The organism is Streptomyces sp. NPDC006435 (assembly GCF_040612315.1).
In the GTDB taxonomy this organism is placed as follows: Bacteria; Actinomycetota; Actinomycetes; order Streptomycetales; family Streptomycetaceae; genus Streptomyces.
Window position 1 is genome coordinate 46,183 of record NZ_JBEXPY010000022.1, and the last position, 24,394, is coordinate 70,576.

A 24,394-nucleotide genomic window follows, 5' to 3' on the forward strand; every position below is an offset into this window, starting at 1 on the left:
AGGACCCAGTGGCGAAGGCGAAGTTCGAGCGGACTAAGCCGCACGTCAACATCGGCACCATCGGTCACATCGACCACGGTAAGACGACCCTCACGGCCGCCATTACCAAGGTGCTGCACGACGCGTACCCGGACCTGAACGAGGCCTCGGCCTTCGACCAGATCGACAAGGCTCCCGAGGAGCGCCAGCGCGGTATCACCATCTCGATCGCGCACGTCGAGTACCAGACGGAGTCGCGTCACTACGCGCACGTCGACTGCCCGGGTCACGCGGACTACATCAAGAACATGATCACCGGTGCCGCGCAGATGGACGGCGCCATCCTCGTGGTCGCCGCCACCGACGGCCCGATGCCGCAGACCAAGGAGCACGTGCTCCTGGCCCGCCAGGTCGGCGTTCCGTACATCGTCGTCGCCCTGAACAAGGCCGACATGGTGGACGACGAGGAGATCCTGGAGCTCGTCGAGCTCGAGGTCCGTGAGCTCCTCTCCGAGTACGAGTTCCCGGGCGACGACGTTCCGGTCGTCAAGGTCTCCGCGCTCAAGGCGCTCGAGGGCGACAAGGAGTGGGGCCAGTCGGTCCTCGACCTGATGGCCGCCGTCGACGAGGCGATCCCGCAGCCCGAGCGTGACGTCGACAAGCCGTTCCTGATGCCGATCGAGGACGTCTTCACGATCACCGGTCGTGGCACCGTCGTCACCGGTCGTATCGAGCGTGGTGTCCTCAAGGTCAACGAGACCGTCGACATCGTCGGTATCAAGCAGGAGAAGACCACCACCACGGTCACCGGCATCGAGATGTTCCGCAAGCTGCTCGACGAGGGCCAGGCCGGTGAGAATGTCGGTCTGCTCCTCCGTGGCATCAAGCGCGAGGACGTCGAGCGCGGCCAGGTCATCATCAAGCCCGGTTCGGTCACGCCGCACACCGAGTTCGAGGCCCAGGCCTACATCCTGTCGAAGGACGAGGGTGGCCGTCACACCCCGTTCTTCAACAACTACCGCCCGCAGTTCTACTTCCGTACCACGGACGTGACCGGCGTCGTGACCCTCCCCGAGGGCACCGAGATGGTCATGCCGGGCGACAACACCGTCATGTCGGTCCAGCTGATCCAGCCGGTCGCCATGGAGGAGGGCCTGAAGTTCGCCATCCGTGAGGGTGGCCGGACCGTGGGCGCCGGCCAGGTCACCAAGATCGTCAAGTAATTACTTGACCGTCTGACCTGGTTGCTCCGTACAGAGCACCAAGAAGGGCCCCGGCCCGCCGCGCGAGCGGTGGACCGGGGCCCTTCGGTGTGTCCGGGGGTTTTCCGCGGTGGGCAGGGGTGCCGGATGCCGGGCCCCGGGTCAGTCGTCCAGCCGGACGGGCATCAGCAGGGAGAAGGTGTCCTCGGAGTCGGTCCGGCGGATCGCGACGGGGGCGGTCGGCGTGCCCAGCTCCAGGACCAGCCGGTCCCGGGCCCCGGCGGCGAGGGCGTGCAGCAGGAACTCCCGGTTGAGGGCGATGACGTCGTCCCGGTGGCCGTCGGCCTCCTCGTGGACGGTCACGGTGCCGTCGTCGGCCAGCGTGAGCAGGCTGATCCCGCCGTGCGGCCCGTCCTGTCCGCGGGCCGTGTCGTCCGTATGGACGGGGCCGTTCTCGACGGCCTGCCGGAGGGCCGGGACGTCGACGGTCACCCGGCGCCCGGCCGGCAGGCGGACGAGGCGGCGGTGGTCGGGGAAGCCGTGGTCGAGGCACTGGCCCGCCACCTGGCGGTCGCCCGCCTCCAGGGCCACGCGGTCGCCGTCCACGGTGAGGCGGGTGGCCGCGTCGTCGGTGAGCAGCGCCCGCATCGCGTCGACGAGCGGGGACGGCACGACGACCTGTGCACCGGGACCCTCGTGCCCGGTCGCACCGGTGCGCGCGACGGCCAGCCGGTAGCGGTCGGTGGCCACGACCCGGAGCCCGTCGTCCTCGAAGTCGAACAGCACGCCGTGCAGCATGGGGAGCTCGGGGTCGGTGCCCACGGCGAAACGGACCGCGTCCAGGGCGGCGGCCAGTCCGGGGCCGGAGACGGTCGACCGGAGCGTCGTGGAGTGGGGCGAGGCCATGGGGTTCTCCCTGCGTTCGAGTACGGCTCGGATCCGGGAGAACTCGGCGCGGGCATCGGACAGACCTGTTTCGAGCCGGTGCAGATGCGTCCGGAGCAGCGTCCGGATCAGTTCGGTGTCGGCGGCGGACCACCCGGCCAGCACCAGCCGGACGTCCGCCAGCGGCATGCCGGTCCGGCGCAGCCCGGCCAGCAGCACGGCCTCCGCGAGCTGTTCGGGCCCGTACCAGCGGTAGCCGCTGTCCGGGTCCACCCGGGCCGGGACCAGCACGCCGGCCCCGTCGTAGAACCGCAGGGCGCTCACGCCCAGTCCGCTGTCACGGGCCATCTCGCCGATGCTGCGCATGTCGTTCTCCACGTCCGGAACTCTGGGCCCTTGACCAGGTCGAGGGTCAACCGCGGCCCGGACCGGGGGCCGGGCGCCGGGGCCGCCGGGGCGCACTCCCGGGGATCGTCGCCGAGCTGTTCCCCGGCGTCGGCACCATACGCAACCGGTTCTCGTCGACGGTCGGCAAGCCGCACGTCCGCACCCCCGTCGACGCGGTACGGATCGCGCGGGGCCAGGAACGGGCGCAGGCCCCGGCACCTCGGAGCGGCGAGGTACCGGGGCCCTGCGGTTCACGGGGACGGCGGGCCGGTCAGGTGCCCGTCGTCCCGGTCGGCGGCGTCGGTCAGACGCCCGCGATCGACTGGATCCAGGACCGGTACGCGGTGACGTTCGTGTACGCGGTCGTGGTCTGCCGGTCGCTGGTGGAGGCGACGCCGACCTGGATGCCGTTCGCGGTCATCGGGCCGCCGGAGTCGCCGCCCGCGGTGATGCCGTTGCCGCGCCGGGCGCAGATCGCCGAGCCGCCGTACGCGTCACTGCAGCCGCCGGTGACCGTCACGTTGGCGACCTTCAGGTAGCGCGACTGGCAGTTGGCCTCGGAGCCGCACTGCGAGGTGGCGCCCCAGCCCCAGACCTGGACGCTCTGCCCGATGCTCACCGAGCCGGGCGAGCCGAGGCGGGAGTAGGTCGCCTGCACGGAACGGTCCAGGCGCACCAGTGCCAGGTCCGAGCCGTGCGTGTAGGTCTGGGCGCCGTTGGCGACCACGCCGCCGCTGTGCTGGTCGAGGCTGCCGATGCGGAACGACAGGCCGCCGCCGGCGACACAGTGCTTGGCGGTGAGGATCCAGGTCGGCGCGATGATCGTCGCCGAACAGGTCTCCCTGCCGTTCGAGAAGAGACGGGCGGCCCAGGGGGCGTTGGTCGCCTGGCCGCCGCCGATGATCTGGGTGGTGGGCGGCGGGGAGTCCTGGAGCGGGGGCTCCGGGGCGGCCGACGCGGACGGTGCGAAGAGGGCGAGGACACAGGCCGCTGCGGCGGCGGCAGCGGGCACGAGCCTGGATATACGCATGCTTCCTCGTTTCGCGCGACACGCTGGGGTTGGCGTGTCCATGGGGGATGGTGGGCAACAGGGTGCCGGAGCGCGACGAGGCAGAGGTACTAGCGTTTGGGAATAACGCGGCCTTATGGAACGGCAGTTGGGGGGAGTCGCCCACCTCTACGGGCGCCACGCCCAGGGTGCGGCGTCCGCCCCGACCCCCACGACGACCGGCCGCCCGTCAGCGCCGACGTGGAGCGCGGTGCCATCCAGGGCGACCGGCCCCCGCGACCGTACGGCGGAGCCCGCGGCGGTCCGCAGCCGGATGCGGCCCTCCGTGGTCCGGCCCAGCAGGACCGGGCCGCCCGGCGCGGCGGCGGCGGTCACCGGACCGTACCCCCCGAAGCGGGGCGCGGGACCGCCGCCGGACCGTACGACGGCGAGCTCCGACCGTGCGGCGGGCCGGTAGTACAGCTCCACGGACCCGTCCGGCGCGGGGAGCGCGCCGGGGGCGTGCGCCGGTGTGGGAGCGTCCGTGAACTGGGCACGGGCGGTGACGTCGGTGTCCGGGGTGTCCTGGGTCCAGTGGTGCACGAAGTGGTGCCCGGCCGCGTACACATGGACGCACCCCGCCGTGTCCACGACTGCGGTCAGCCCGTCCTGCACCTCGCCGCCGCCCAGATCGCGCCACTCGCTCCAGCGCCCGGACCCCGCGTCGCGCACCCGGGTGCTCAGCCCCTTCTCCGCGTTCCGTACGAAGAGGTGGACGCGGCCGTCCGGGGCCGCCACGGCGACGGGCACGCCGATCCGCCGCCCGTGGTCCGCCCCGGCGGAGGGGTTGCCGAGCCCGCGCCAGGCGCGGAAGGGGCCGCCCGGTGCGCCCTGCTCCAGCAGCACGATCTCGCGCTCGTTGTCCGAGCCGTGCCCGCCGAGCGCCGCGAACCGCAGCCCGAACAGCAGGTGCCGCCCGTCCGCCGTCGCCGCCGAGCCCAGCACCGGGGCGAGCGGACCGCCGCCGAGGTCGTCCGCCGCCTCGAAGAGCCCGCTGCCGGGCGCGCTCTCGCGCCACCGGGCCGCGCGCAGCCCCAGCACCCCGTACAGGGTGAGCCGGCCGTCCGCCCCGGCGGCGACCCGCGCCCGGGGGCCCGGGTGGCGGTGGTGGGTGGACCGCACCCACCCCTTGCGGTTGGTCAACGGCCGGTCGCCGCCCACGTTGTAGTCCCCGCAGCCCGCGGGGTTGCCGCACCGCCAGTCCACCGAGCCGCCGTAGGGCACCAGGTGCGAGGCCTTCTCGGCCAGCACCGCGGGCGGCAGGTTCTTCGGCCAGTGCCGGTTGTAGTACGCCCGGAACGACGTGGTGGTGAAGGCCGGTACCCCGCCGCCGTCCCGGGTGGACCGCGCCACCCACCGGATCAGCGCCGCCCAGGTGAACGACGCGGCGGCGGTGTGGTCGGGGTGGTCGGAGTAGCCCGGCTGCTCGCTGTCCCGGCGGCGGACGGCCTCGCTGCTGTGCTGGATGTCCGGGTCCGGGTCCAGGGTGTGCACGACGCTGGGCCGGTACCGGTCCAGGAGCCCGACCAGCACGTCGATCAGCCCGTCGTAGGTGTACGAGCCCGCCTTCGTCAGCGGGGAGTCGTCGGCGACGACGGTGCGCAGGACGAGCCGTCGGTCCTGCCAGAGGCTGGGCAGCCCGAGACGGCCGTACGAGGTGTGCATGGCGGTGTTGAGGAAGATCAGCTCGACCCTGCGGCCGCCGGAGGAGAGGGTGTTGATCTCGGCGCGGTGGCCGTCGTGCAGTTCGACGACGGACTTGTCCCACGCCGTGAACCGGTCGAGGCCGAGCAGGGTCGCGTACGCCTGGCGGAGCCCCTGGTGGCGGGACGAGGAGTACGCGGCCTTGTCGGGCGGGGGCGTGGGGCGGCCGGGTATTCGGTTGACGCCGTCGGCCTCGCCGCCGGTCAGATAGACGCAGACGAGGGGCGTACCGGCGTCCAGGGCCTGCTGGGTGTCCGGGTTCATGAAGTACAGGTCGTCGTCCGGGTGGGCGAGGAACTGCATCATCAGGGCCGGGTGCGCGGTGCTGATCGGCAGGCCGGGCAGGGGGTTCGCGGCCGGGTCGCGACGGCGGGGCGAGGAGGGCGTCGCGCAGGCGGTGAGGGCCGCGAGTCCGGTCGCGCCGACCGCCGCCGTCATCAGGGTGCGCCGCGTCGTTCCCGTGCGGGATGCGCGCGACAAGGGTCGATCCGTCACACCGTGCTCCGTCCGTTCCCCCGCAGCGGGCGGCCGGGCGACCCTGTGCTGCGTGCCGATTCGCGTGCGGACCGCCGGAGGGGGGTGAGCGGTTGCCGCGGGGGGATAGACGGAGATCGACGGGGGAGGGTTGCCTGGTCCGGGCCGTGGGACGGGACACAAGCGGAATATCCGGTTCGGGTGACTTCTCGGACCATGTCCACCGGCGTGACCGGGCCCCGCCCCCGGCCGGTGCGGACCGGGGGCTCGTCGCTGTCGGCGGAAGTCTCTACCGGACGCCGTTACCCGGCCCCGCGCGGGCCGGTACTCACCGCAGGCCCCGTACCTCGCCCCCGTCCGCCCGGCGCAGTTCCGCCCCCGGGATGCCGCGCAGCAGTTCGCCGCCGATCTCCGCCAGCCGTGACGCGTCGGGCGGGGTGCGGCCGAGGCCGATGGCGTACTGGACGTGGGAGGCGTCGACGGCGTACGGCCGGGGCCAGGCGTGGGCGTCCGGGGAGCCCGCGTCGGCGAGGGCGGCGAGCAGGGCCAGGAGGCGGCCCCGGAAGCGGCCCTCGTCCGCGCCCCGCCGCACCGGGACGACCGCCCAGGCCGCGTGCCGTTCGCGCAGCGGCGGCGGGGCGCAGAGCAGGGAACGCGGTACGGGGCCGGAGTCGGCGGCGGAGTCCAGGACCTCCCAGGCGCGGAAGAGTTCCTCGGTGACGAGGTCGCGGCCCGCCGCCGAGACCTGTGCGGTGCAGGAACGCACGGGGGCGGTCGGGGTCAGCACGGTGAGGGGGCGCCCGTCGGCGTCGCCGGAAGGCCGGTCGCCACCGACCGGGCGGTCCCAGTCCCACGCCGCCCAGGTCGCGAAGAAGTGCCGCAGCAGGGCGAGCGGCGGCAGGTCGCCCGACTCGCGGGCGGTACGGGCCGCGAGCACCGACCAGGCGAGGCCGGGCAGCCCGCCGCACGGGGCGGAGTCCAGGCCGCGCGCCCGGGCCCACGCCTTCACGTCGCGGGCGAGCCGGACGAACGCCTCCCGGTGCGGGTCCGCCGCCGCGAGCACGGCGTCCGCGTCGCTCACCGCGCTGAGCGCGACGGCCGCCGCCGCACCCGCCTCGGTGCGGCAGGCCACCGCCTCGGCCGGGGGCACGTCGCCCGTCGCGACGGTCACCAGGTCCACCCCGAGCCCGTCCGCCTCGAAGCGCAGACCGGGCACCCGGGCCCCGGTCACCTCGCGCACCCCGGCGGCCTCCGGCAGCGCGGCGGCCAAGCGCGCCCGCACCCCCGGCAGGTCCCCGTCGCCCGGCAGCGCAGCGACCAGGTCCACGTCGGCGCCGGGCAGCGCGCACCCCGTCCGGCGCGAACCGACCAGGTGGACGCGGGCCTCGGGCAGGGCGGCGGCCACCCGGCGCACGATCTCCGCCGCGAGCGCGCCCTCCGCGGCGACGGCAGCTTCCGTCTCCGCTTCCGTCTCCGCCTCCGCCGAATCACCGGCCTCGGGCGCCCCGGCGGCGATGCGGGCCAGCTCGACCCGGACCCCGAAGTGGTCCGAGACGTACAGCCCGTCCGGCGCCGCCGTGTCGCCCAGCAGCACCGCCGACACCGGGCGCAGCCGCTCCGAACGGAGCAGCACCCGGTCCAGCCGGGACGCGCGCCCGGTCAGCGAGGAGACCGCGGCCAGCGGGTTGACCGAGGGGTCGAAGGTCGGCGTCCGGTCACCGGCGCCGTGCACCCGGCTCCAGGCGTCCGCCATCCCCAGCCGCTCCTGCGGGGTGTCCCCGCCGTCGTTGAAGTCGCCGAGCAGTGCCACGTCGCCCTCGACCGCCGCCAACCCCGTTGCCAGATCGGTCAGTTCGGCATCGCGCCGGGCGGCACCGTTCGACGAGTGGTCGCTGCTGAGATGGGTGACCGCGACCGTGAAGGGCCCCTCGGAGGTCTCCACGACGACGGCCGCGACCGCCTTGTGCGGGCCGAGCGCGTGCAGCCCCGCCTCCCGCACCGGAAGCCTGCTGAGCAGCAGCAGACCGCAGTCGGCGACGTCCCGGCCCGCCGGATCGGCCCAGAACGTGTAGTCCCGGCGGACCCACGGCGCCGCCAGCAGCAGGGCGAGCAGGGCGGGCTCGGCCTCCTGGAGGGCGATGACGTCGGCGTCCGCGGCCTGCAGCGCGTCGAGCAGGAGCGGCCTGCGGCGGGCGGTGTCGATGCGGTCGCTGTCGTAGCGGTCCCAGAGGGTGTTCCAGGTCAGCAGGGCCGGGGGACCGGAGGCCGGCGGGGGCGCGGGCGCGTCCTCGGGCACCGGCGTCCAGGCGGCCCGCGAGGCGGAGTACGCGTGCGGCGCGCGGGAGGTGAAGTACGGGGACGGCAGCCGGCGCGGGGCGCGCACCCGTCCGGCGTCCGTCGCGTCGATCCGGTCCACCCCCGAGGACCGGTCCCACACCACCTCGCCGTCCGCCTCGAAGAACAGCACCCGGTGCCAGGGGATGTCCCCGCCCGGCGTGAACCGGGGCAGCGGCACCCGCTTGGGCACCGTCCCGCGCTGCGCCACGCCCATCACGAAGCGCGCCGGGTCGAACCTGGTGTCCCAGCGGACCCGGTGGTAGATCTCCTCGCTGGTACGCATCTACGCCCTGCCCTCCATCGCTACGCCCTGTCCTCCACGGTTCCGCTCGCGCCGACGTACCAGGTGCGGTGCGCCTGGCCGGGGTACGGGGGGACGAACCGGTGCAGCTGGGAGGCCAGTACCTCCGGGGGCACCGGGTGGTCGCGCCGGCCGTTGCGGCGCAGCAGCTCCGCCTCGTCGACCAGGGCCACGGCGTGCGTGAGCAGCGCGTCCCGGCGCCGGGCGACCGCGTGCACCAGGGAACGCTGGTGCACGTTGAGCGAGGTGGCGTCCCAGACGACCGTGCCGCCCGCGGCGAGCGCGGCGTCCAGCCGGTCGAGCCCCTCGCGCAGCACCTCGCCGTTGGCCTTCTGGTCGGCGCGCGAACCCCGGGCCAGCCGCAGGTCGTCCAGCGAGACGTACGCGCCGACCCCGGGCAGGCCGCGGGCGAAGGTGCTCTTGCCGCTGCCGGACGGGCCGACCAGGTGGACCAGGCGCGGGAAGTCCCCCGACCGCCACCGCCAGGTCGCCGCGACCGCCTCCTCGGCGGTGGCGACCCGGCCCAGCGCGTACGCCTCGCGGGCCTGCGCCACACAGCGGTCGGCGGCGTCCGGCGCCAGGTCCGCGAAGACCTCCCGCAGCCCCTCGGGCTCCCGCAGCTCCTCCGCGTGCAGCGCCGACCACTCCACCTGCTCGCGGGCCCCGTCGTCCTGTGCGACCGCGGCGGCCAGGGTGTGCAGCAGCGGCAGATCGGCGGCGAACGACATCCGGACCAGGCCCGTGCGGCGCTCCTCGTCCGGGTAAGGGCGGTGCAGCGAGGGGTGGAGCCCGACGAGGTCGGCGACGCGCCGGGCGAGCGGCATCCCCACCGTCCGGGCCAGCGCGGGCGCCAGCGCGGCACGGGGCGAACGGCGCAGCAGCGCGGCCAGCACCCCGGCGAGCCGGTCGTCGCCGGTGCGGCCCGCCGCGTCGAGGGCCGCGGCCGTCGCGCGGGCGGCCCCGGCGTCCCCCGCCTCCGTGCCCGTCGCGGCGGCCAGCGCCGCCGCGTCGACCGGGGCCCCGGACCGTACGGCCCACAGGGCGGCGGCCGGGCCGAGCCCGTTCTCCACCACGGCGGCGTGCATCCAGTGCGTGTCGGTCCGTACATGGCCGGGGCGCACCCACTTCGCGACCAGGCGGCCGAAGTCCGGGGCGTCGAAGCCGTCGGCGGGGCGCACGACGTACCCCTCCTGCCGCCCGGTGTCCGGCCGCAGCGCCCGCAGGGCCTTCTCGGCGCGGGCGTCGAACACCCCGCGCCACAGCACGGGCGGCACCGGTATCCCCAGGTCGCGCAGGAACGCCACGGTCCGGTCCCAGTCCAGGCACCGCTCCCCGTCCCAGACGGAGAAGCCGTAGAAGTAGCTCTCCAGGCCGTCGTACGGCAGGGAGTGACGGGCGAACACGTTCTCGCCGCAGATCCGCCGCCCGGCGGGGATGCGGGCCCCGATCCGGCCCTGGAGGGCCTTCACCCAGCCCCGTGAGGGGTGGTGGGCGGAGTCGAGGGAGCGGGCGTGGAGCCCGTCGGGGTAGAGCGTGGTGTTCTCGCCGTCCAGCTTCTCGGTGACGACGACCTCGCGGCCGGTCAGCCCGGAGAGGTCCGCGATCCGCACGTCGTCCGAGGTGGCCCCGGGGGACCAGGGCAGGTGCGCGGTGCGCGGATAGTGCGTACGCATGATGGAAGCCCCTGGTGACGACGGTGTGCCCGACCGGTCACTGTAGGGGCGGGGCGGCGCGGTGCTCGACCGGATTTCCGGGAGCGGCGGCGGGCCGTGCGGGCGGGGGAGCGGCGGCCGTGACCCCCGGCGCGGCCGGCGGAAGCGGAGTCTCCGTGCGCACCGCCGCGTGCCCGCGTTTGACCGGGCGACCACGCGGGGTAAGATCCTCCGCCCGATTGGCCAGGCCCGCGCCCCGTATGGCACACTGACCAGGTTGCTCGGTTGAGTGTCAATGCTGCGCGCCTCCCGCCGGGAGGACCGGAAGCGAGTCCCACAGTACTCGTCGACCCCTTGCGGGTCGGACGTACGGGAATCTTCCGGGAAGCGTCAGCGGGGCACCGGCCAGGCACCCGGTGGGTGTTCCGCCCCCGGTCCTGCGGTCCTCGGGCCCGCACCCCCTTGGTTGGGAAATCCTTCGGGAGATCTGCGTAGAGGGGATGCGACACGCCCGACCGCGTGGGTCGGAGACGGAGTCGTCAGAGCCCCCGGGTGGCCAGAGCGTTAGCGAGAGACAGGACTACTAGTAGCCATGGCGGGACAGAAGATCCGCATCCGGCTCAAGGCCTACGACCACGAGGTCATCGACTCCTCGGCGAAGAAGATCGTCGAGACGGTGACCCGCACTGGTGCGTCGGTCGCGGGCCCGGTGCCGCTGCCCACTGAGAAGAACGTGTACTGCGTCATCAAGTCGCCGCACAAGTACAAGGACTCGCGCGAGCACTTCGAGATGCGCACGCACAAGCGCCTCATCGACATCCTCGACCCCACGCCGAAGACGGTTGACTCGCTGATGCGCCTCGACCTGCCGGCGGGCGTCGACATCGAGATCAAGCTCTGAGGTGACGCGCGAGATGGCTAAGAACATTAAGGGCGTCCTGGGCGAGAAGCTCGGCATGACCCAGGTCTGGGACGAGAACAACCGGGTCGTCCCGGTGACCGTCGTCAAGGCCGGGCCCTGTGTCGTCACCCAGGTCCGCACCAACGACACCGACGGCTACGAGGCAGTCCAGATCGCCTTCGGCGAGATCGACCCCCGCAAGGTGAACAAGCCCCTCAAGGGCCACTTCGCCAAGGCCGACGTGACCCCGCGCCGCCACCTGGTGGAGCTCCGCACCGCCGACGCCAGCGAGTACACGCTCGGCCAGGAAGTCACCGCCGAGGTGTTCGAGTCCGGCGTCAAGGTCGACGTCACGGGCAAGAGCAAGGGCAAGGGCTTCGCCGGTGTCATGAAGCGTCACAACTTCAAGGGCGGCAAGGCGTCCCACGGTGCCCACCGTGTGCACCGCATGCCTGGCTCCATCGGTGGCTGTGCCACTCCCGGCCGTGTCTTCAAGGGCATGCGCATGGCGGGTCGCATGGGCAACGAGCGTGTCACCACCCAGAACCTGACCATCCACGCGGTTGACGCGGAGAAGGGTCTGCTCCTCATCAAGGGCGCAGTCCCCGGTCCGAACGGCGGCCTCGTCCTGGTCCGTACCGCGGCCAAGGGGGCTTGAGGTAATGAGCACCATTGACATCCTTTCGCCGGCAGGCGACAAGGCCGGTACCGTCGAGCTCCCCGCGGAGATCTTCGACGCCAAGACCAGCGTTCCGCTGATCCACCAGGTCGTCGTCGCCCAGCTGGCAGCTGCCCGTCAGGGCACGCACAAGACCAAGACCCGCGGCGAGGTCCGTGGTGGTGGCCGCAAGCCGTACCGCCAGAAGGGCACCGGCCGCGCGCGCCAGGGCTCGACCCGCGCGCCGCAGTTCGCCGGCGGTGGCGTCGTCCACGGCCCGCAGCCGCGTGACTACTCGCAGCGGACCCCGAAGAAGATGAAGGCCGCCGCCCTGCGCGGTGCCCTCTCGGACCGGGCCCGTCACTCCCGCATCCACGTCGTCACCGGCGTGGTCGAGGGTGCCGTCTCCACCAAGGCCGCCAAGACGCTGTTCGGCAAGATCTCGGAGCGCAAGAACCTGCTCCTGGTCGTCGACCGCGCCGACGAGGCCGCGTGGCTGTCCGCCCGCAACCTGCCCCAGGTGCACATCCTGGAGCCGGGCCAGCTGAACACGTACGACGTGATCGTCTCTGACGACGTGGTCTTCACCCAGGCCGCCTTCGAGTCCTTCGTGTCTGGCCCCCAGACCGCTGAGACCGAAGGGAGCGACGCCTGATGAGCGAGGCGACCGTTACCAGCAAGACCTTCACGGACCCGCGCGACGTTCTCGTCAAGCCGGTTGTTTCCGAGAAGAGCTACGCGCTGCTCGACGAGAACAAGTACACGTTCATCGTCGCGCCCGGCTCCAACAAGACCCAGATCAAGCAGGCCGTGGAAGCGGTCTTCTCGGTCAAGGTCACCGGGGTCAACACGATCAACCGGCAGGGCAAGCGCAAGCGCACCCGCACCGGTTTCGGCAAGCGCGCCGACACGAAGCGCGCCATCGTGACCCTCGCCGAGGGCGACCGTATCGACATCTTCGGCGGCCCGACCTCCTGACGGAGGTCGAGTCGTCCGGAATCGGACGAGGACTGAGAAATGGGTATCCGCAAGTACAAGCCGACGACCCCGGGCCGTCGTGGCTCCAGCGTCGCCGACTTTGTCGAGATCACGCGGTCCACGCCGGAGAAGTCGCTGGTCCGCCCCCTGCACAGCAAGGGCGGCCGTAACAACGCCGGTCGTGTGACCGTTCGCCACCAGGGCGGTGGCCACAAGCGCGCCTACCGAGTGATCGACTTCCGTCGTCACGACAAGGACGGCGTGCCGGCCAAGGTCGCGCACATCGAGTACGACCCCAACCGCACCGCGCGCATCGCGCTCCTGCACTACGCGGACGGCGAGAAGCGCTACATCATCGCCCCCCGTGGTCTGTCGCAGGGCGACCGTGTCGAGAACGGCCCGGCCGCCGACATCAAGCCCGGCAACAACCTGGCGCTGCGCAACATCCCGGTCGGTACGACCATCCACGCCATCGAGCTGCGGCCCGGCGGCGGCGCGAAGTTCGCCCGTTCCGCGGGTGCCTCCGTGCAGCTGCTGGCGAAGGAGGGCACCATGGCCCACCTCCGCATGCCGTCCGGTGAGATCCGCCTGGTCGACGCCCGCTGCCGCGCCACGATCGGCGAGGTCGGCAACGCCGAGCAGTCGAACATCAACTGGGGCAAGGCCGGCCGCATGCGCTGGAAGGGCGTCCGCCCGACCGTCCGCGGTGTCGCGATGAACCCGGTTGACCACCCGCACGGTGGTGGTGAGGGCAAGACCTCCGGTGGTCGCCACCCGGTCTCGCCGTGGGGTCAGAAGGAGGGTCGTACTCGTTCGCCGAAGAAGGCATCGAACAAGTACATCGTCCGCCGCCGCAAGACGAACAAGAAGCGCTAGGAGCGGGTTTAGATGCCGCGCAGTCTCAAGAAGGGGCCCTTCGTCGACGGCCACCTCATCAAGAAGGTGGAAGTTCAGAACGAGGCAGGCACCAAGAACGTCATCAAGACCTGGTCCCGTCGCTCGATGATCGTCCCGGCCATGCTGGGTCACACCATCGCGGTGCACAACGGCAAGATCCACGTCCCGGTGTTCGTCACCGAGTCGATGGTCGGCCACAAGCTCGGCGAGTTCTCGCCGACTCGCACCTTCCGCGGCCACGTCAAGGACGACCGGAAGTCGAAGCGCCGCTAATCGCGGAGTGGAACGACTAATGACTTACACCGAAGGGACAACCATGGAAGCCAGGGCCCAGGCGCGGTACATCCGCGTCACGCCCATGAAGGCCCGCCGCGTGGTGGACCTCATCCGTGGCATGGATGCCACGGAGGCTCAGGCGGTCCTGCGTTTCGCCCCGCAGGCCGCGAGCGTGCCGGTTGGCAAGGTGCTGGACAGCGCCATTGCCAACGCCGCACACAACTACGACCACACCGACGCCTCTTCGCTGGTCATCAGCGAGGCGTACGTGGACGAGGGCCCGACCCTGAAGCGGTTCCGTCCGCGTGCCCAGGGCCGTGCCTACCGGATCCGTAAGCGGACCAGCCACATCACCGTGGTCGTCAGCAGCAAGGAAGGAACCCGGTAATGGGCCAGAAGGTAAACCCGCACGGGTTCCGGCTCGGCATTACCACGGACTTCAAGTCCCGTTGGTACGCCGACAAGCTGTACAAGGACTACGTCAAGGAAGACGTCGCCATTCGTCGCATGATGACGAAGGGCATGGAGCGGGCCGGCATCTCCAAGGTGGAGATCGAGCGCACCCGCGACCGCGTCCGCGTTGACATCCACACCGCTCGTCCGGGCATCGTCATCGGCCGCCGCGGCGCCGAGGCCGACCGCATCCGCGGCGAGCTGGAGAAGCTGACCGGCAAGCAGGTCCAGCTGAACATCCTCGAGGTCAAGAACCCCGAGGTGGACGCCCAGCTGGTGGCCCAGGCCGTCGCCGAGCAGCTCTCCTCCCGCGTCTCCTTCCGTCGGGCCATGCGCAAGAGCATGCAGTCCTCGATGAAGGCCGGCGCCAAGGGCATCAAGATCCAGTGCGGTGGCCGCCTCGGCGGCGCCGAGATGTCCCGCTCGGAGTTCTACCGCGAGGGCCGTGTGCCCCTGCACACCCTCCGCGCGAACGTCGACTACGGCTTCTTCGAGGCCAAGACGACCTTCGGCCGCATCGGCGTGAAGGTCTGGATCTACAAGGGCGACGTCAAGAACATCGCCGAGGTCCGCGCCGAGAACGCCGCTGCCCGCGCCGGCAACCGCCCGGCCCGTGGCGGCGCCGACCGTCCGGCCGGTCGTGGCCGCGGTGGCGAGCGTGGCGGTCGCGGCCGCAAGCCGCAGCAGCAGTCGGCCCCGGCTGCCGAGGCCCCCAAGGCCGAGGCTCCCGCCGCTGCCGCTCCGGCCGCCGAGAGCACCGGAACGGAGGCCTGACCGAAATGCTGATCCCCCGTAGGGTCAAGCACCGCAAGCAGCACCACCCGAAGCGCAGCGGTATGTCCAAGGGTGGCACGCAGGTTGCGTTCGGCGAGTACGGCATCCAGGCGCTGACCCCGGCGTACGTGACGAACCGCCAGATCGAGGCAGCTCGTATCGCGATGACCCGCCACATCAAGCGTGGCGGCAAGGTCTGGATCAACATCTACCCGGACCGCCCCCTGACGAAGAAGCCCGCCGAGACCCGCATGGGTTCCGGTAAGGGTTCTCCCGAGTGGTGGATCGCGAACGTCAAGCCCGGTCGGGTGATGTTCGAGCTGTCCTACCCGAACGAGAAGATTGCTCGTGAGGCGCTCACCCGCGCTGCTCACAAGCTTCCGATGAAGTGCCGCATCGTTCGGCGCGAGGCAGGTGAGGCGTGATGTCGGCCGGAACCAAGGCGTCCGAGCTGCGCGAGCTGGGCAACGAGGAGCTGCTCAACAAGCTCCGCGAGGCCAAGGAAGAGCTGTTCAACCTCCGCTTCCAGGCGGCGACCGGGCAGCTCGAGAACCACGGTCGGCTCAAGTCCGTCCGTAAGGACATCGCCCGGATCTACACCCTGATGCGCGAGCGCGAGCTGGGCATCGAGACGGTGGAGAGCGTCTGATGAGCGAGAAGACTGTGACTGAGACGAACACCGACCGCGGTTTCCGCAAGACCCGTGAGGGTCTGGTCGTCAGCGACAAGATGGACAAGACCGTCGTCGTCGCTGTCGAGGACCGTGTCAAGCACGCGCTGTACGGCAAGGTCATCCGCCGTACGAACAAGCTCAAGGCGCACGACGAGCAGAACGCCGCCGGTGTCGGCGACCGCGTCCTCCTGATGGAGACCCGGCCGCTGTCCGCCACGAAGCGGTGGCGCGTCGTCGAGATCCTCGAGAAGGCCAAGTAATTCCTGAGGGGCATTCCCCTCAGGCAAGTTCCGCCAGGCTCGGCGGGGAGCTCCGTAAGTCATTCACGGAGCTCCCCGTCGGGAACCGGCAGACGATCAGGAGATAGACGTGATCCAGCAGGAGTCGCGACTTCGCGTCGCCGACAACACGGGTGCGAAGGAAATCCTCACCATCCGTGTTCTCGGTGGTTCGGGTCGCCGCTACGCGGGCATCGGTGACGTCATCGTCGCCACCGTCAAGGACGCGATCCCCGGTGGCAACGTGAAGAAGGGTGACGTCGTCAAGGCCGTCATCGTTCGCACCGTCAAGGAGCGTCGTCGTCAGGATGGCTCGTACATCCGCTTCGACGAGAACGCCGCCGTCATTCTGAAGAACGACGGCGACCCCCGCGGCACCCGCATCTTCGGCCCGGTGGGCCGGGAGCTGCGCGAGAAGAAGTTCATGAAGATCATCTCGCTCGCGCCGGAGGTGCTGTAAGCATGAAGATCAAGAAGGGTGACCTGGTACAGGTCATCACCGGCAAGGACAAGGGCAAGCAGGGCAAGGTCATCGTGGCCTACCCGGCTCAGGACCGTGTCCTCGTCGAGGGTGTCAACCGGGTCAAGAAGCACACCAAGGCCGGTCAGACCGCTCGCGGTTCGCAGACCGGTGGCATCGTCACGACCGAGGCCCCGATCCACGTGAGCAACGTTCAGCTCGTCGTGGAGAAGGACGGCAAGAAGGTCGTCACGCGCGTCGGTTACCGCTTCGACGACGAAGGCAACAAGATCCGCGTTGCCAAGCGGACGGGTGAGGACATCTGATGGCTACCACCACCACTCCGCGTCTCAAGACGAAGTACCGCGAGGAAATCGCCGGCAAGCTGCGTGAGGAGTTCTCCTACGAGAACGTCATGCAGATCCCCGGCCTGGTCAAGATCGTGGTCAACATGGGTGTGGGCGACGCCGCCCGCGACTCCAAGCTGATCGACGGCGCCGTGCGCGACCTCACCACGATCACCGGCCAGAAGCCGGCCGTCACCAAGGCCCGCAAGTCCATCGCGCAGTTCAAGCTGCGCGAGGGCCAGCCGATCGGCTGCCACGTCACCCTCCGCGGTGACCGGATGTGGGAGTTCCTGGACCGTACGCTGTCGCTCGCGCTGCCGCGTATCCGTGACTTCCGCGGTCTGTCGCCGAAGCAGTTCGACGGCCGTGGCAACTACACCTTCGGTCTCACGGAGCAGGTCATGTTCCACGAGATCGACCAGGACAAGATCGACCGGGTCCGGGGCATGGACATCACCGTGGTCACCACGGCGACCAACGACGACGAGGGTCGTGCCCTCCTTCGTCACCTCGGCTTCCCGTTCAAGGAGAACTGACCGTGGCGAAGAAGGCTCTGATCGCTAAGGCCGCCCGTAAGCCGAAGTTCGGCGTCCGCGGGTACACCCGCTGCCAGCGCTGCGGCCGGCCCCACTCCGTCTACCGCAAGTTCGGCCTGTGCCGCGTGTGCCTCCGTGAGATGGCTCACCGTGGCGAGCTGCCGGGCGTGACCAAGAGCTCCTGGTAACTCTCCTCCGCCCCCTGGGCGTTGGAAGTACCCGGAAGCTCTCGGTAAGCATCTGGTCGGCAGGAGCCCCGCCTTTCATGCCGTAGGCTTGAAGGGTTGGGCGCCTGCCGCCCAAGACCGACTTACTACGCCGTAGGTCCCCGCACCGCACCCGTCCCGCCACTGAGTGGGGAGAGGGATGGCGCATACAGGAAACCCCGGCGAGAGAGGCCGAAGGCCAATTCATGACCATGACTGATCCCATCGCAGACATGCTCACGCGTCTGCGCAACGCGAACTCGGCGTACCACGACTCCGTCGTGATGCCGCACAGCAAGATCAAGTCGCACATCGCGGAAATCCTCAAGCAGGAGGGTTTCATCACCGGCTGGAAGGTCGAGGACGCCGAGGTCGGCAAGAACCTCGTCCTCGAGCTGAAGTTCGGCCCGAACCGCGAGCGCTCGATCGCCGGCATCAAGCGCATCTCGAAGCCGGGTCTGCGTGTTTACGCAAAGTCCACCAACCTGCCGAAGGTCCTCGGCGGCCTGGGCGTGGCGATCATCTCCACGTCCCACGGTCTCCTGACCGGCCAGCAGGCCAGCAAGAAGGGCGTAGGTGGGGAAGTCCTCGCCTACGTCTGGTAGTCGGGAACGGAGGAATAGCTCATGTCGCGAATCGGCAAGCTCCCCATCCAGGTTCCCGCCGGTGTGGACGTCACCATCGATGGCCGCACGGTCGCGGTGAAGGGTCCCAAGGGCACCCTCACGCACACCGTCGCGTCGCCGATCGAGGTCACCAAGGGTGAGGACGGCGTTCTCAACGTCACCCGCCCGAACGACGAGCGTCAGAACAAGGCCCTCCACGGCCTGTCCCGCACGCTGGTGGCGAACATGATCACCGGTGTGACCAAGGGATACACCAAGGCGCTCGAGATCAGCGGTGTCGGTTACCGCGTCCAGGCGAAGGGCTCCAACCTGGAGTTCGCCCTGGGCTACAGCCACCCGATCGTCGTCGAGGCGCCGGAAGGCATCACCTTCAAGGTCGAGTCCCCGACCAAGCTGTCCGTCGAGGGAATCGACAAGCAGAAGGTCGGCGAAGTCGCGGCCAACATCCGCAAGCTGCGGAAGCCCGACCCGTACAAGGCGAAGGGCGTCAAGTACGCCGGCGAGGTCATCCGCCGCAAGGTCGGAAAGGCTGGTAAGTAGCCATGGCATACGGCGTGAAGATCGCCAAGGGCGACGCCTACAAGCGTGCCGCCCTCAAGCGTCGCCACATCCGTGTCCGCAAGCACATCTCCGGTTCGCCGGAGCGCCCCCGCTTGGTCGTGACGCGGTCCAACCGCCACATGGTCGCCCAGGTCATCGACGACATCGCGGGCCACACGCTCGCGTCGGCGTCGACCCTGGACGTCTCCATCCGTGGTGGCGAGGGCGACAAGAGCACCCAGGCCAAGCAGGTCGGCGCCCTGGTCGCTGAGCGCGCCAAGGCCGCAGGCGTCGAGGCCGTCGTGTTTGACCGCGGTGGTAACCAGTACGCCGGGCGGATTGCCGCTCTGGCTGACGCCGCCCGTGAAGCCGGTCTGAAGTTCTGAGCCCGGTTCCTACGCACAGCGGACGTAACAGAGAGAGGTAAATCCAATGGCTGGACCCCAGCGCCGCGGAAGCGGTGCCGGTGGCGGCGAGCGGCGGGACCGGAAGGGCCGTGACGGCGGCGCAGCTGCCGCCGAGAAGACCGCGTACGTCGAGCGCGTCGTCGCGATCAACCGCGTCGCCAAGGTTGTGAAGGGTGGTCGTCGCTTCAGCTTCACCGCGCTGGTCGTGGTGGGCGACGGTGACGGCACCGTCGGTGTCGGCTACGGCAAGGCCAAGGAAGTTCCCGCGGCCATCGCCAAGGGCGTGGAAGAGGCCAAGAAGAACTTCTTCAAGGTCCCGCGCATCCAGGGCACCATCCCCCACCCGATCCAGGGCGAGAAGGCTGCGGGCGTCGTCCTGCTGAAGCCTGCTTCCCCCGGTACCGGTGTTATCGCCGGTGGCCCGGTGCGCGCCGTCCTGGAGTGCGCCGGCGTTCACGACATCCTGTCGAAGTCGCTCGGCTCCGACAACGCGATCAACATCGTGCACGCGACCGTGGAGGCCCTCAAGGGCCTGCAGCGTCCCGAGGAGATCGCGGCCCGCCGCGGTCTGCCGCTCGAGGACGTCGCCCCCGCGGCTCTGCTCCGTGCGCGTGCGGGAGCGGGTGCGTAATGGCTCGCCTCAAGATCACGCAGACGAAGTCGTACATCGGCAGCAAGCAGAACCACCGCGACACCCTTCGTTCGCTCGGGCTGAAGCGCCTGAACGACGTGGTTGTCAAGGAGGACCGCCCCGAGTTCCGCGGCATGGTGCACACCGTCCGCCACCTCGTGACGGTTGAGGAGGTCGACTGACATGGCGGAGAACAAGCCGCTGAAGGCCCATGACCTCCGGCCCGCCCCGGGCGCCAAGACCGCCAAGACCCGTGTGGGTCGTGGTGAGGCGTCCAAGGGTAAGACCGCCGGTCGTGGCACCAAGGGCACCAAGGCCCGTTACCAGGTTCCGGAGCGCTTCGAGGGTGGGCAGATGCCCCTCCACATGCGTCTCCCGAAGCTCAAGGGCTTCAAGAACCCGTTCCGCACCGAGTACCAGGTCGTGAACCTGGACAAGCTCGCGACCCTCTACCCCGAGGGTGGCGAGGTCACCGTGGCCGACCTGGTCGCCAAGGGTGCCGTGCGCAACAACCACCTCGTCAAGGTCCTCGGACAGGGCGAGATCTCCGTGGCGCTGCAGGTTTCGGTTGACGCCGTCTCCGGCTCCGCCAAGGAGAAGATCACCGCCGCCGGCGGTACCGTCACCGAGCTCGTCTGAGCTTCGGCCTGACTCACGCGGCCCGGATCCCCTCACGGGGGATCCGGGCCGTTGTCGTTCCCGGGAAGAAGCATCTCCACTCCTCAGCGAACATCATCGATCAATAATGATCATTTTCAGTCGTCGTGGCAGCGGGTCCACGGGAGGGAGGTTTCGATCAACGTGCAGGACAGACGCTCGGGGCGTCCGAAATGCGAGTTATTTCCCGGGCGGGGATCCAGCCGATTATTTTTCGTTTCCGTTATTTTTCGCTTGTTGCTTCAATAATCGTCTGCCTATGATCATCGCGACCTTTTGACCTGCCCTTTGCCGTTCCTGGGAGATTGCTTTTTCTTCCATATTTCGGCGGAGGGCTTTTTACGGAAGGAATCGCGATGTCATTTCGTGCAGACGTCACCAGCCTGGCGAACCGTGAGGTCGGCCCGGACGCCCGCGGCGTCTCCGCCCACGCGGAAAGCGGCCCCGTTCTCGCCACGCCGATGACGGTTCTCGTGGCGACCGCCATTCCGGCGGTGACGGCCACGCCCACGATCACGCAGCTCGGCGGCTACATGCCGGACATGGCGGCCGAGATGCCCGAGCTCTCCGCCGGGGCCGGCCTCTCCGCCGACCAGCTGATCGCGGCGCGCCTGTCCGCCTGATCCGCCTGACCCGCCCGGAGCTCGCGAGCTGACTTCGTGGCGGTGGAGAAGAAGAAAACCGGCGGCCGTCGCCCGCTCTCGGGGGCGGCCGCCGGGCTCATGTGGCGGATTCGGACGCGGAATCCTTTTGATATCTCAGGATGGGCGAGGTTCATTGAGTTCGGGGAAGAAAGTCGCAGGAATCAAAGGTTCAGGGCACGAGCTGGAATCCGTCATTCGCAGGGTCGAGCGCATCACGTCGGCCGGGGCGCTCCTGGCCGCACTGGAGCAACTGAGCCGTACCGGCCGGAAGAACAACGGGGATCTGCTTCCCTGGGAGATCGCCAGGATCCGGTTCCCTTTTCTCGACCGTCCCGCGGGCCGTGTCGTCTCGAAACTCGTTCAGCCGCCGAGCGATGCCGTGATCCCGGTGGTACGCCTCGCCGCGGCGGCCCGGCTGCTGCTCGGGAACCCGGGCCGGGCGGAGCGGACGGCCCTGCTGGCCCTGCTCGCCGGATCGAGCGCGGCGTCCACCGTCCGCTCGGGCGGGCTCGGCATGGACGGCTCCGACCAGCTCGCCCTCATCAACTTCGTCGTGGCCGGCCTGGAGAAGCTGTCCGGTTCGGACAGCCGGGTGCGTGCGGCGTGTGCCCACTACCTCACCGCCCAGAGCGCGCTCTCGTACCTGACCTCGGGGCTGGTGAAGCTGACATCCCCGACGTGGCGCAGCGGTGAGGCCATCCCCGGGGTGCTGCGGACCCGGACCTACGGCGACCGCGGCTTCTACGAGTTCGTCAAGGACAGGCCCGAGCTGGCCAAAGCCCTTGCCTGGCTCGTCATCCTCTCCGAGACCCTCTTCCCGCTCCTGCTGGTGGCACCGGCGCCGGTGGCGCGTGCCGGTCTCGCGGCAGGCGCGACGTTCCACCTGGCCAACGGCCGGTACATGGGCCTGAACCGCTTTCTGTGGTCCTTCACCGGAACCTACCCGGCCGTCGACTACAGCCGCCGGCGGCTCCGCGCCCGGCTCGGGCTCGGTGGCTCATGACCGGTCGTGGGCTCCGGGGCCCGGTGGCCGCGGGTCTGCTGGGCGCCACCGCCCTCGCCGCGGGGGCGTACGCGGTCTCGCGGGCCGTGGGGGCGCGGTCGGCGCCGCCGGGGAAGCTGGTGGAACTGCCCGACGGATCCCGTCTCCACGCGACCTGGCACGCGGAGGGCGCGGGCCCCGTCGTTGTTTTCGAGAACGCGCTGCTCTCGGCGATGCCGGAGTGGTTCTGGGTGACCGACCACCTGGGGTCGTCCGTACCGTTCCTCGCCTACGATCGGTCCGGTACCGGCTGGTCGCCCCGGGCGCCGCGCCGGACCCCAAGCGCCGCGGGGGACCACGCCCGGCGTCTGCGGCAACTGCTCGAGGCGGCGGAACTGCCTCCGCCGTACGTGCTCGTCGGCCATTCGGTGGGCGGGCTCCTGATCCGCGGCTTCGCGGCGGAGCACCCCACCGAGGTCGCCGGGCTGGTCTTCGTGGACGCCTCGCACCCGGATCAGTTCGAACGCTCCAGGGTCCAGCGCGAGTCGCTGCCCGTCTTCCGGCAGAACCTCCTGCTCGGCCGCGTCCGCGCGGCGACCGGGGGGATGTACCGGGCGCTGGAGTGCAGCCACATCACCCGGCTGCCCGAGTCGGTGGCCGAGACCACGCGGCGCCGGCTCGCCCGTCCCGGTCCGTGGGCCGGGGCCGCGCACGAGCTGAACCGCTGCCTGCACGGCTGGAACGACGAGGCCCGCGGCCTCACGACGGTCGGCACCGCACCGGTCGCCGTGGTGACCGCGGGGCGGACGGTCCGGGGCGACGCGGTCCACGGCCGGCTCCAGGAGGAACTGGCGGGCCTGTCCGAGGTGGGGCGGCACGAGGTGGTGGAGAAGGCCGGACACGAGGACCTCGTCATGGACCGGGTGCACGCCCGTGTGGTCGCGGACGCCATCACCTGGGTCCGGGAACGAGCCGTCGGCACCCCCGGCGGCACAGCGGAGGAAGGGAACGAGCGGTGCGACAGGCGCTGAGGACGGGACGACGGGTGGCGCTGTACGGAGCGCTGGGCTCCTGGTGGGCGGTGAGCGCGCTCAACCAGATGCGGAAGGCCGAATGGATCCAGCGCAGGGTGGACCCGCTGCAGATATTCATCCCGAGCTGGCGGTTCTTCGGCCCGCACCCCGGTATGCACGACACCCACCTGCTGTTCCGGGACGAGCTCCCCGACGGCACGATGAGCGACTGGGAGGAGAAGGTCATCGTCGAGGAGCGGCGTGTCCACCACATGGTGTGGAACCCCAACCGCCGCCGGGAGAAGGTCGTCTTCGACGCCGTGGAGGAGCTGAAGGTCTTCATACGGCGCGAGGAGCCGCTGGAGCGGCTCCAGTTCACGGTGCCGTATCTCGTGATCCTGAACTACGTGTCGAAGCAGTGCCGGCACGACCCGTCCGCGAAACGGACCCAGTTCCTGATCGCACTCTCCCCGGGCTACGACGAAACGCTGCCGCCCGAGATGTTCTTCGCCTCCGACGTTCACGGCCTGTGAGGAGACCAGTGGAAACGAATGCGGATCTGGCCCGGTACGGGGAGGGCATCGGGCGGTACCACGATCTTCTGTACCCCTTCCTCGACCTGCCGAGCGCGTTGGCGCGAGTGGGGTCCGTCGTCGAGCCGCCCTGTCGCGTCGTGGACTTCGGCGCCGGTACGGGACAGCTGGCCGTCGCGCTCGCCGGGCGCGGCTACACCGTCGAGGCGGTCGACATCTCGTCGGCGATGCTGGACCAGTTGCGCGCCCGGGACACCGATGGCCTGGTCACCCGCCACGTCGCCGACATGACGAAGGCGGACGTGGGCGACGACTTCGACCTGTGCGTGATAACGAACAACACGTTGTTCATGCTCCCCTCGCAGGGCCTGCAACGAGCGGCGCTCTCCCGGGCGTCCGCGCACCTGGTCGAGGGGGGCCACCTGATCGTCGAGGGGTACGACCCGAGCTTCTACCACACGATGTCCCGGGAGCACACCCAGTCGAGCGTGCTGGGCGACGGCACCCTTCTGGTGGACTCGATGACCTGCGATCCGGTGAACCAGCTGCTGATCGTTCTGCGCACGTTCGTGTCCCAGGGCACGGTGCGCACCTATCCGGAGATCAGCCGCTACGCGTGGCCCGCCGAACTCGACCTGATGGCGGAGGCCGAGGGGCTGCGGCTGGTGGAGCGCTGGGGCGACTGGGAGGGGGGCGCCTTCACCCGTTCCTCGGGTCGCCACATCTCGCTCTACCGCAGAGCCGTATAGATCGGACTTCGCGCGGTCGGACGTTCGCCCGGGTTTCCGCCGTGGTTCGGCTGTCGCCAGCCCGGATGGTTGTTTCAGGAGGGGGGAGCGCCGGTAAGGTGGCGTGCACTGTTAACTTCCGCGCGGTGTGCCCAATGGGCGGTCTGCGCGGGTTTGAGTCATTAGTCCCCGTCGAACCTCAAGACCGTCACCTCTTCGCATTGCGC

General features: G+C 70.3%; 32 protein-coding genes. 27 read left to right on the forward strand and 5 right to left on the reverse strand.

Translation table 11 applies throughout. The annotated features are described in order from the left end of the window. The first annotated feature begins 8 nt into the window (after positions 1 to 8). On the forward strand, positions 9 to 1,202 hold the full coding sequence (gene tuf, locus ABZZ04_RS21780) for an elongation factor Tu (RefSeq protein ID WP_356933856.1): 1,194 nt from the start codon (positions 9 to 11) through the stop codon (positions 1,200 to 1,202). A 141-nt stretch (positions 1,203 to 1,343) separates the two neighbouring features. On the opposite strand, the gene ABZZ04_RS21785 is transcribed toward tuf, so the two are convergent. From ABZZ04_RS21785 to ABZZ04_RS21805, 5 genes are all read right to left on the reverse strand, one after another. Continuing rightward, a complete protein-coding gene (locus tag ABZZ04_RS21785; protein ID WP_356933857.1) occupies positions 1,344 to 2,444 on the reverse strand; it encodes a MerR family transcriptional regulator in 1,101 nt (366 codons plus the stop codon). A 313-nt stretch (positions 2,445 to 2,757) separates the two neighbouring features. Continuing rightward, the gene (locus ABZZ04_RS21790) at positions 2,758 to 3,483 is read right to left on the reverse strand and encodes a trypsin-like serine protease (RefSeq protein ID WP_356933858.1); all 726 of its coding nucleotides are present in this window, start codon (positions 3,481 to 3,483) and stop codon (positions 2,758 to 2,760) included. A gap of 147 nt (positions 3,484 to 3,630) precedes the next feature. Beyond that, on the reverse strand, positions 3,631 to 5,643 hold the full coding sequence (locus ABZZ04_RS21795; RefSeq protein WP_356933918.1) for a PIG-L family deacetylase: 2,013 nt from the start codon (positions 5,641 to 5,643) through the stop codon (positions 3,631 to 3,633). A 364-nt stretch (positions 5,644 to 6,007) separates the two neighbouring features. Next, positions 6,008 to 8,299, reverse strand: a complete 2,292-nt coding sequence (locus ABZZ04_RS21800) for a poly(A) polymerase (RefSeq protein ID WP_356933859.1) — start codon at positions 8,297 to 8,299, stop codon at positions 6,008 to 6,010. Between the two features lie 20 nt (positions 8,300 to 8,319). Then, positions 8,320 to 9,990 carry an RNA ligase family protein gene (locus ABZZ04_RS21805; RefSeq protein WP_356933860.1) on the reverse strand — a complete coding sequence of 557 codons (1,671 nt, stop codon included), beginning with the start codon at positions 9,988 to 9,990 and terminating at the stop codon, positions 8,320 to 8,322. Positions 9,991 to 10,561: 571 nt separating this feature from the next. Between ABZZ04_RS21805 and rpsJ the strand changes: the two genes are divergently transcribed. The 26 genes from rpsJ (at position 10,562) to ABZZ04_RS21935 (ending at position 24,188) form a co-directional block, all read left to right on the forward strand. After that, the gene (gene rpsJ, locus ABZZ04_RS21810) at positions 10,562 to 10,870 is read left to right on the forward strand and encodes a 30S ribosomal protein S10 (protein ID WP_003948644.1); all 309 of its coding nucleotides are present in this window, start codon (positions 10,562 to 10,564) and stop codon (positions 10,868 to 10,870) included. A 13-nt stretch (positions 10,871 to 10,883) separates the two neighbouring features. Continuing rightward, positions 10,884 to 11,528: a 50S ribosomal protein L3 gene (gene rplC / locus ABZZ04_RS21815; protein ID WP_356933861.1), complete on the forward strand. Its 645-nt coding sequence runs from the start codon at positions 10,884 to 10,886 to the stop codon at positions 11,526 to 11,528. Positions 11,529 to 11,532: 4 nt separating this feature from the next. Next, entirely contained in the window at positions 11,533 to 12,183 is a 651-nt protein-coding gene (rplD, locus tag ABZZ04_RS21820) for a 50S ribosomal protein L4 (protein ID WP_327369309.1), read from the forward strand. Further along, positions 12,183 to 12,506, forward strand: a complete 324-nt coding sequence (gene rplW, locus ABZZ04_RS21825) for a 50S ribosomal protein L23 (protein ID WP_148838706.1) — start codon at positions 12,183 to 12,185, stop codon at positions 12,504 to 12,506. The genes rplD and rplW overlap by 1 nt, the downstream gene beginning before the upstream one ends. A 39-nt stretch (positions 12,507 to 12,545) precedes the next feature. Then, entirely contained in the window at positions 12,546 to 13,382 is an 837-nt protein-coding gene (gene rplB, locus ABZZ04_RS21830) for a 50S ribosomal protein L2 (protein ID WP_072485540.1), read from the forward strand. 12 nt (positions 13,383 to 13,394) lie between these two features. Continuing rightward, positions 13,395 to 13,676, forward strand: coding sequence for a 30S ribosomal protein S19 (gene rpsS, locus ABZZ04_RS21835; protein ID WP_093540761.1), 282 nt, complete (start codon positions 13,395 to 13,397; stop codon positions 13,674 to 13,676). A 43-nt stretch (positions 13,677 to 13,719) separates the two neighbouring features. Beyond that, the gene (rplV, locus tag ABZZ04_RS21840) at positions 13,720 to 14,067 is read left to right on the forward strand and encodes a 50S ribosomal protein L22 (protein WP_004571827.1); all 348 of its coding nucleotides are present in this window, start codon (positions 13,720 to 13,722) and stop codon (positions 14,065 to 14,067) included. Further along, complete coding sequence (gene rpsC / locus ABZZ04_RS21845; protein ID WP_148838707.1) at positions 14,067 to 14,906, forward strand: 30S ribosomal protein S3; 840 nt, start codon at positions 14,067 to 14,069, stop codon at positions 14,904 to 14,906. The genes rplV and rpsC overlap by 1 nt, the downstream gene beginning before the upstream one ends. Before the next feature lie 5 nt (positions 14,907 to 14,911). Beyond that, positions 14,912 to 15,331, forward strand: coding sequence for a 50S ribosomal protein L16 (gene rplP, locus ABZZ04_RS21850; RefSeq protein WP_072485538.1), 420 nt, complete (start codon positions 14,912 to 14,914; stop codon positions 15,329 to 15,331). Continuing rightward, entirely contained in the window at positions 15,331 to 15,555 is a 225-nt protein-coding gene (rpmC, locus tag ABZZ04_RS21855) for a 50S ribosomal protein L29 (RefSeq protein WP_014047786.1), read from the forward strand. The genes rplP and rpmC overlap by 1 nt, the downstream gene beginning before the upstream one ends. Continuing rightward, positions 15,555 to 15,839: a 30S ribosomal protein S17 gene (gene rpsQ, locus ABZZ04_RS21860; RefSeq protein ID WP_030977953.1), complete on the forward strand. Its 285-nt coding sequence runs from the start codon at positions 15,555 to 15,557 to the stop codon at positions 15,837 to 15,839. The genes rpmC and rpsQ overlap by 1 nt, the downstream gene beginning before the upstream one ends. Positions 15,840 to 15,948: 109 nt before the next feature. Further along, positions 15,949 to 16,317, forward strand: coding sequence for a 50S ribosomal protein L14 (gene rplN / locus ABZZ04_RS21865; RefSeq protein WP_003966950.1), 369 nt, complete (start codon positions 15,949 to 15,951; stop codon positions 16,315 to 16,317). A 2-nt stretch (positions 16,318 to 16,319) separates the two neighbouring features. After that, a complete protein-coding gene (gene rplX / locus ABZZ04_RS21870) occupies positions 16,320 to 16,643 on the forward strand; it encodes a 50S ribosomal protein L24 (protein ID WP_073786786.1) in 324 nt (107 codons plus the stop codon). After that, positions 16,643 to 17,200 carry a 50S ribosomal protein L5 gene (gene rplE, locus ABZZ04_RS21875; protein ID WP_189544134.1) on the forward strand — a complete coding sequence of 186 codons (558 nt, stop codon included), beginning with the start codon at positions 16,643 to 16,645 and terminating at the stop codon, positions 17,198 to 17,200. Before rplX ends, rplE begins: the two co-directional genes overlap by 1 nt. A 2-nt stretch (positions 17,201 to 17,202) precedes the next feature. Then, positions 17,203 to 17,388: a type Z 30S ribosomal protein S14 gene (locus ABZZ04_RS21880; protein WP_003948630.1), complete on the forward strand. Its 186-nt coding sequence runs from the start codon at positions 17,203 to 17,205 to the stop codon at positions 17,386 to 17,388. Between the two features lie 224 nt (positions 17,389 to 17,612). Then, the gene (rpsH, locus tag ABZZ04_RS21885) at positions 17,613 to 18,011 is read left to right on the forward strand and encodes a 30S ribosomal protein S8 (protein ID WP_148838708.1); all 399 of its coding nucleotides are present in this window, start codon (positions 17,613 to 17,615) and stop codon (positions 18,009 to 18,011) included. Between the two features lie 21 nt (positions 18,012 to 18,032). Further along, positions 18,033 to 18,572 carry a 50S ribosomal protein L6 gene (gene rplF, locus ABZZ04_RS21890; RefSeq protein ID WP_148838709.1) on the forward strand — a complete coding sequence of 180 codons (540 nt, stop codon included), beginning with the start codon at positions 18,033 to 18,035 and terminating at the stop codon, positions 18,570 to 18,572. Between the two features lie 2 nt (positions 18,573 to 18,574). Further along, on the forward strand, positions 18,575 to 18,958 hold the full coding sequence (rplR, locus tag ABZZ04_RS21895; protein ID WP_093540756.1) for a 50S ribosomal protein L18: 384 nt from the start codon (positions 18,575 to 18,577) through the stop codon (positions 18,956 to 18,958). A gap of 46 nt (positions 18,959 to 19,004) precedes the next feature. Further along, on the forward strand, positions 19,005 to 19,610 hold the full coding sequence (gene rpsE, locus ABZZ04_RS21900) for a 30S ribosomal protein S5 (RefSeq protein WP_072485533.1): 606 nt from the start codon (positions 19,005 to 19,007) through the stop codon (positions 19,608 to 19,610). Further along, on the forward strand, positions 19,610 to 19,792 hold the full coding sequence (gene rpmD, locus ABZZ04_RS21905; protein WP_005313525.1) for a 50S ribosomal protein L30: 183 nt from the start codon (positions 19,610 to 19,612) through the stop codon (positions 19,790 to 19,792). Before rpsE ends, rpmD begins: the two co-directional genes overlap by 1 nt. Position 19,793: 1 nt before the next feature. Continuing rightward, positions 19,794 to 20,249, forward strand: a complete 456-nt coding sequence (gene rplO / locus ABZZ04_RS21910; RefSeq protein WP_018519290.1) for a 50S ribosomal protein L15 — start codon at positions 19,794 to 19,796, stop codon at positions 20,247 to 20,249. A 374-nt stretch (positions 20,250 to 20,623) separates the two neighbouring features. Further along, positions 20,624 to 20,890, forward strand: coding sequence for a hypothetical protein (locus tag ABZZ04_RS21915; RefSeq protein WP_356933862.1), 267 nt, complete (start codon positions 20,624 to 20,626; stop codon positions 20,888 to 20,890). A gap of 154 nt (positions 20,891 to 21,044) precedes the next feature. Further along, entirely contained in the window at positions 21,045 to 21,914 is an 870-nt protein-coding gene (locus tag ABZZ04_RS21920; protein WP_356933863.1) for a hypothetical protein, read from the forward strand. Further along, entirely contained in the window at positions 21,911 to 22,924 is a 1,014-nt protein-coding gene (locus ABZZ04_RS21925; RefSeq protein WP_356933864.1) for an alpha/beta fold hydrolase, read from the forward strand. Before ABZZ04_RS21920 ends, ABZZ04_RS21925 begins: the two co-directional genes overlap by 4 nt. After that, the gene (locus tag ABZZ04_RS21930) at positions 22,909 to 23,439 is read left to right on the forward strand and encodes a hypothetical protein (RefSeq protein WP_356933865.1); all 531 of its coding nucleotides are present in this window, start codon (positions 22,909 to 22,911) and stop codon (positions 23,437 to 23,439) included. The genes ABZZ04_RS21925 and ABZZ04_RS21930 overlap by 16 nt, the downstream gene beginning before the upstream one ends. Positions 23,440 to 23,447: 8 nt before the next feature. After that, complete coding sequence (locus ABZZ04_RS21935; RefSeq protein ID WP_356933866.1) at positions 23,448 to 24,188, forward strand: class I SAM-dependent methyltransferase; 741 nt, start codon at positions 23,448 to 23,450, stop codon at positions 24,186 to 24,188. Positions 24,189 to 24,394 lie beyond the last annotated feature (206 nt).

Bases quoted from the DNA above. Each gene is read 5' to 3' on its own strand.
- ABZZ04_RS21790 (WP_356933858.1), bottom strand. From the start codon at position 3,483: ATGCGTATATCCAGGCTCGTGCCCGCTGCCGCCGCCGCAGCGGCCTGT.
- ABZZ04_RS21795 (WP_356933918.1), bottom strand. From the start codon at position 5,643: ATGACGGCGGCGGTCGGCGCGACCGGACTCGCGGCCCTCACCGCCTGC.
- ABZZ04_RS21800 (WP_356933859.1), bottom strand. From the start codon at position 8,299: ATGCGTACCAGCGAGGAGATCTACCACCGGGTCCGCTGGGACACCAGG.
- ABZZ04_RS21805 (WP_356933860.1), bottom strand. From the start codon at position 9,990: ATGCGTACGCACTATCCGCGCACCGCGCACCTGCCCTGGTCCCCCGGG.
- rpsJ (WP_003948644.1), top strand. From the start codon at position 10,562: ATGGCGGGACAGAAGATCCGCATCCGGCTCAAGGCCTACGACCACGAG.
- rplC (WP_356933861.1), top strand. From the start codon at position 10,884: ATGGCTAAGAACATTAAGGGCGTCCTGGGCGAGAAGCTCGGCATGACC.
- rplD (WP_327369309.1), top strand. From the start codon at position 11,533: ATGAGCACCATTGACATCCTTTCGCCGGCAGGCGACAAGGCCGGTACC.
- rplW (WP_148838706.1), top strand. From the start codon at position 12,183: ATGAGCGAGGCGACCGTTACCAGCAAGACCTTCACGGACCCGCGCGAC.
- rplB (WP_072485540.1), top strand. From the start codon at position 12,546: ATGGGTATCCGCAAGTACAAGCCGACGACCCCGGGCCGTCGTGGCTCC.
- rpsS (WP_093540761.1), top strand. From the start codon at position 13,395: ATGCCGCGCAGTCTCAAGAAGGGGCCCTTCGTCGACGGCCACCTCATC.
- rplV (WP_004571827.1), top strand. From the start codon at position 13,720: ATGGAAGCCAGGGCCCAGGCGCGGTACATCCGCGTCACGCCCATGAAG.
- rpsC (WP_148838707.1), top strand. From the start codon at position 14,067: ATGGGCCAGAAGGTAAACCCGCACGGGTTCCGGCTCGGCATTACCACG.
- rplP (WP_072485538.1), top strand. From the start codon at position 14,912: ATGCTGATCCCCCGTAGGGTCAAGCACCGCAAGCAGCACCACCCGAAG.
- rpmC (WP_014047786.1), top strand. From the start codon at position 15,331: ATGTCGGCCGGAACCAAGGCGTCCGAGCTGCGCGAGCTGGGCAACGAG.
- rpsQ (WP_030977953.1), top strand. From the start codon at position 15,555: ATGAGCGAGAAGACTGTGACTGAGACGAACACCGACCGCGGTTTCCGC.
- rplX (WP_073786786.1), top strand. From the start codon at position 16,320: ATGAAGATCAAGAAGGGTGACCTGGTACAGGTCATCACCGGCAAGGAC.
- rplE (WP_189544134.1), top strand. From the start codon at position 16,643: ATGGCTACCACCACCACTCCGCGTCTCAAGACGAAGTACCGCGAGGAA.
- rpsH (WP_148838708.1), top strand. From the start codon at position 17,613: ATGACCATGACTGATCCCATCGCAGACATGCTCACGCGTCTGCGCAAC.
- rplF (WP_148838709.1), top strand. From the start codon at position 18,033: ATGTCGCGAATCGGCAAGCTCCCCATCCAGGTTCCCGCCGGTGTGGAC.
- rplR (WP_093540756.1), top strand. From the start codon at position 18,575: ATGGCATACGGCGTGAAGATCGCCAAGGGCGACGCCTACAAGCGTGCC.
- rpsE (WP_072485533.1), top strand. From the start codon at position 19,005: ATGGCTGGACCCCAGCGCCGCGGAAGCGGTGCCGGTGGCGGCGAGCGG.
- rpmD (WP_005313525.1), top strand. From the start codon at position 19,610: ATGGCTCGCCTCAAGATCACGCAGACGAAGTCGTACATCGGCAGCAAG.
- rplO (WP_018519290.1), top strand. From the start codon at position 19,794: ATGGCGGAGAACAAGCCGCTGAAGGCCCATGACCTCCGGCCCGCCCCG.
- ABZZ04_RS21915 (WP_356933862.1), top strand. From the start codon at position 20,624: ATGTCATTTCGTGCAGACGTCACCAGCCTGGCGAACCGTGAGGTCGGC.
- ABZZ04_RS21925 (WP_356933864.1), top strand. From the start codon at position 21,911: ATGACCGGTCGTGGGCTCCGGGGCCCGGTGGCCGCGGGTCTGCTGGGC.